Source organism: Skermanella sp. (genome assembly GCF_059503625.1).
The window spans coordinates 1-4,096 of the sequence record NZ_JCACHA010000077.1; the positions used below are offsets into that span (position 1 = coordinate 1).

General features: G+C 63.9%; 5 protein-coding genes. 4 read left to right on the top strand and 1 reads right to left on the bottom strand.

The genetic code is table 11. The features are described 5' to 3' along the window. The 3 genes from AC5JJ6_RS02060 to AC5JJ6_RS02070 all read left to right on the top strand — a co-directional run. The coding region (locus tag AC5JJ6_RS02060; RefSeq protein ID WP_496040448.1) for a Kae1-like domain-containing protein at positions 1 to 757 on the top strand (757 nt) is incomplete at its 5' end. A 24-nt stretch (positions 758 to 781) separates the two neighbouring features. Continuing rightward, the gene (locus AC5JJ6_RS02065; protein WP_496040449.1) at positions 782 to 1,579 is read left to right on the top strand and encodes an NUDIX hydrolase; all 798 of its coding nucleotides are present in this window, start codon (positions 782 to 784) and stop codon (positions 1,577 to 1,579) included. A 142-nt stretch (positions 1,580 to 1,721) separates the two neighbouring features. Further along, positions 1,722 to 1,877, top strand: a complete 156-nt coding sequence (locus AC5JJ6_RS02070) for a hypothetical protein (RefSeq protein ID WP_496040450.1) — start codon at positions 1,722 to 1,724, stop codon at positions 1,875 to 1,877. Between the two features lie 3 nt (positions 1,878 to 1,880). Here AC5JJ6_RS02070 and AC5JJ6_RS02075 read toward each other — a convergent pair whose 3' ends face one another. Beyond that, positions 1,881 to 2,075 (bottom strand): hypothetical protein, encoded by a 195-nt coding sequence (locus AC5JJ6_RS02075; protein WP_496040451.1) that lies wholly within the window; start codon positions 2,073 to 2,075, stop codon positions 1,881 to 1,883. A 507-nt stretch (positions 2,076 to 2,582) separates the two neighbouring features. On the opposite strand from AC5JJ6_RS02075, the gene oxlT reads away from it, so the two are divergent. Continuing rightward, positions 2,583 to 3,914, top strand: a complete 1,332-nt coding sequence (oxlT, locus tag AC5JJ6_RS02080; RefSeq protein ID WP_496040452.1) for an oxalate/formate MFS antiporter — start codon at positions 2,583 to 2,585, stop codon at positions 3,912 to 3,914. Positions 3,915 to 4,096: the final 182 nt, after the last annotated feature.

Sequence of the window (4,096 nt, forward strand, 5' to 3'; positions counted from 1 at the left end):
CGGAATGGGGAGCGACGGCGGTTCCTGGGGCGGGGAAATGCTGCTGGTCGACGGTCCGGCGGCGCAGCGCATCGGTCATCTGGCGCCGCTTGCCCAGCCGGGAGGCGACGCGGCGGCCCGGCAGCTGTGGCGGATGGCTGCGGCGGCGCTGGTCCGCCTGAACAGGGCGGACGAGATCGCGGCGCGCTTCGGCCGCTTCGGCCCGGCCGACGGCGTCCGCCGGATGGTCGAGCGCGGCATCAACTGTCCTCCGACGACATCGTGCGGACGCTGGTTCGATGCCGCCTGCGGGCTGCTCGGCATCCGCCCGGCCGCCGGGTTCGAGGGGGAGGCGCCGATGGTGCTGGAATCCCTGGTCCGGCATCCGCGCGCTGTTGCGGGGGCATGGAGCGTGACGGACGGCGTGCTCGACCTGCTGCCGCTGCTCGACGCCCTGCTGACGGCGTCGGACGCCGCCGGGGGCGCCGACCTGTTCCACGGCACGCTGACCGCCGCCCTGATCGACTGGACGCTGCCGGTCCTGCGGGAACGCGGGCTGAAACGGGTGGCGCTGTCCGGCGGCTGCCTGATGAACGGCGTCCTGGCCCAAGGCCTCGCTTCAGGCTTCGCCGCCGCCGGCATCGAGGCGCTGCTGCCCCGGCAGGCTCCGGCAAACGACGGCGGCCTTAGTCTGGGACAGGCCTGGGCGGCGGCATCGAGCCTCCGGGAAACGCTTCAAAAGCCTGGGCGGAACGGTATTGTCTTTCGGGCCGAATGAACGAAGCCTGAGGATCGAGACGCCATGTCCGTTACACCGGCCGCTCCGCGAATCGCCGCGACGCTGATCCTGCTGCGCGACGGTGCGCGCGGGTTGGAAACCCTGATGATCGAACGGCATGCCGGGCTGCGCTTTGCGCCGGGAGCGCTGGTGTTTCCCGGCGGCGCCCTGTGCGACGACGACCTGTGCGACGACGACCTATGCGACGACGATCACGCCGGCGGCAACGACGGCGATATGCCGTTGCGTCTGGCGGCGATCCGGGAATGTTTCGAGGAATGCGGCATCCTGCTTGCCCGTCCCAGCGAAGGTGCCGGGCCGGTCGATGCGGAAGCCGTCGCTCGGCTGACCGGGCGATACCAGAGGCGGCTGCTTGCCGGAGAAATCGGTTTCAACGCGATGCTGGCCGCCGAAGGGCTCGTGCCGGCCTGCGACCTCCTGGTTCCCTACGGGCATTGGATAACCCCGGAGATTCGGCCCAGGCGCTTCGACACCCTGTTCTTCCTGGCCCCTGCCCCATCCGGCCAGGCCGCCGAACCCGACGGGTCGGAGGTGGTAAGGTGCCTGTGGGACCGTCCCCAGGATATCCTGCTGGCGGCGGATCAGGAGCGGGCGCGCCTGATCTTCGTCACCCGGATGAACCTCGCCCGGCTTTCGCGCAGTGCGTCGGTCGCCGCGGCGCTGGCGGATGCATCGGCCCAGCGGATCGTCAGGATCACGCCCAAGTATGTGGAAACCGGCGGAGGCGCCGAGCTGCACATACCCCAGGGGACCGGCTATTATCCCTGTATTTCCCCGGCCTCTTTGAACGATCTGGCGTAACTATCTTACGCAGCCGTCTCACGCACCAGAATGCACTTCCACCTACCGGGAAACTCTGCCGCTCGTGGTGCATGGCATATTGCATTCAATACGCCACGGGCAGAAGATGATTTGACATAATTAAGAACCGTGGGAGGAATGTGTGGATAGCAAGGGGACCCATCGTCACGCCCAATCCGCCGCCATCGTCTCCGCCGTCTGCTTCGGAGTGCTGGCCGGCCTTGGACAAGCCGCGGTCATGCTGTTCACGGATCTGCCGGGCCTGGAATTGCCGCGGATGGTTTGGACGAGTTTCTGAAGCTTACTCGACGCAGTACGGGCGCTCGTGGCCTTCGCCACTCTGAGAAAGGCGGTCTGAAGTCCAGAAGATGCTGCCGGTTTCTTCCGCATCGTCGGACTGGGTGAACGGCCAGACGGTGCCGTTGGCGGTCAGGACATGGGTCACGAGGCCGGCGAAGGCGGTGAGCGTAAGGATGAAATCGGTGTTCTTCAGCATGGCTTGGGTCTCGTAGATAGGGTTGTAATGCTGTCGTTTGCTGCATAGCAACATAAGCCCATCGGCGACCGGGATCAAGCCCACTGAAATACAAAATACCAGATGCCAGCCTTGCATTTCGGGCAAGGCTTGGAGCATAGTGACTAGCAAGTAAAACGTAAGTGCCTTGCTGCACTGCGAAGGTCCCGCGTAGCTCGGAGAAAGTCCTTGAGCATGGGCGCGGTTTATCCTTCGAGATCCCCTAGAGCAGAGCCAAAAATAAAACCCTGGCCTTGGCCGGGGCTTTTTGGTTTCGTATTCAACTTTTTCTTTTGGATACCTCGCCTGATCCGGTTCCGCATCGTGGAAAAGTGAGAAAAGCATTTGCATTGGACTTGGTGTATGGCATTCAATATACCAGACACCAGGGAGAACGGAGCCCGCCGAGGCGAGGGAACAACGGCAACTCCCCGGAAAAATTAAGAAGTACGGACCGAAGGCTGTCCATCCACACGGAGGAAACGTCCGATGAATACATCGGTTAATCAACAAGGAAGAACAGCGGCCGAACAGGCCGATCGGACGCGCTGGATTCAGCTGATAGTCGGCGTCATCTGTATGGTCGCCACGGCCAACATCCAGTACGCGTGGACCTTGTTCGTTCCTGAAATTCAGGCGACCTATGGATGGACCCGCGCGTCGATCCAGGCCGCTTTCACGATCTTCGTCGTCGTCCAGACCTGGCTTACCCCGATCGAGGGCTACTTCATCGACAAATACGGCCCCCGCGTCATGGTCGCCATCGGCGGCGTGCTGACCGGTCTGGCCTGGGTCATCAACTCATACGCCACCGACCTGACGGGCTTCTATATCGGCGCTGCCGTCGGCGGCATGGGTGTCGGCTGCGTCTATTCGACCTGCATCAACAACGCGCTGAAGTGGTTCCCGCATCGCCGCGGCCTTGCGGTCGGCCTGACCGCCGGCGGTTACGGCGCCGGCTCGGCCCTGACCATCCTGCCGATCGCCAGCATGATCGCGTCCACCGGTTTCCAGAGCGCCTTCTTCTTCTTCGGCATACTCCAGGGCACGGTGATCTTCGCGGTAGCTTGGTTCCTGCGGTCGCCCCAGAAGGAAGAAGTCCGCCACTCGACCAAGGTTTCCCAGTCGCGCCGTGACTATACGCTCGGCGAGGCCCTGCGGACCCCGGTCTTCTGGACCATGATGGTCATGTTCATCCTGACGGTCACCGGCGGCCTGATGGCGGTGGCCCAGCTCGGCCTGATCGCCCACGACCTCGGCGTCAAGGAATTCCCGGTCAACCTCTACTTCTTCACGATGGCGGCCCTGCCCTTCGCCCTGATGCTCGACCGCGTCATGAACGGCCTGTCCCGTCCGATCTTCGGCTGGATCTCCGACCACATCGGCCGCGAGAAGACCATGTTCATCGCCTTCACGATGGAAGGCTTCGGCATCGTCGCCCTCGGCTACTTCGGCCACAACCCCTACGCCTTCCTGATCCTCTCCGGCGTCGTGTTCCTGGCCTGGGGTGAAGTCTACAGCCTCTTCAGCGCCACGGCCGGCGACGCCTTCGGCACCAAGCACGTCGGCAAGATCTACGGCGTCCTGTACTGCGCCAAAGGCTTCGCCGCCCTTCTGGTCCCCGTCGGCAACCTGCTGATGGAAGCCACCGGAACGTGGTCCACCGTCCTCTACACCGTCGCCGCGATGGATCTCCTGTCCGCCACCTGCGCCCTTGTCGTCCTGCGGCCGATGCTGGCCAAGCACCACGCCCGGAACGCCGAGGAAATGCGGATCGCCGATCTGCCCCAGAACCAGCAGGTCCGCCCGGCGACCACCTGATCTCCCCCCGAAGCACCCGACATACCCGTCAGGGACTTCTAAACTCAAGCCGCTGCCGAAAGGCAGCGGCTTTTTTCTTGTGTGGTGGAGGGAGAGGTTGGGGGAAGTGAGAATACTTTCGGCGCGTAGGTCGGCTAAAGCGAAGCGGCAGCCGACATAGACGCGCCTGCTTGTCGGCTGCC

What these genes read in the sequence shown, in the direction of transcription:
- AC5JJ6_RS02065 (WP_496040449.1), top strand. Translation starts at nt 782, where the DNA reads ATGTCCGTTACACCGGCCGCTCCGCGAATCGCCGCGACGCTGATCCTG.
- oxlT (WP_496040452.1), top strand. Translation starts at nt 2,583, where the DNA reads ATGAATACATCGGTTAATCAACAAGGAAGAACAGCGGCCGAACAGGCC.
- AC5JJ6_RS02075 (WP_496040451.1), bottom strand. Translation starts at nt 2,075, where the DNA reads ATGCTGAAGAACACCGATTTCATCCTTACGCTCACCGCCTTCGCCGGC.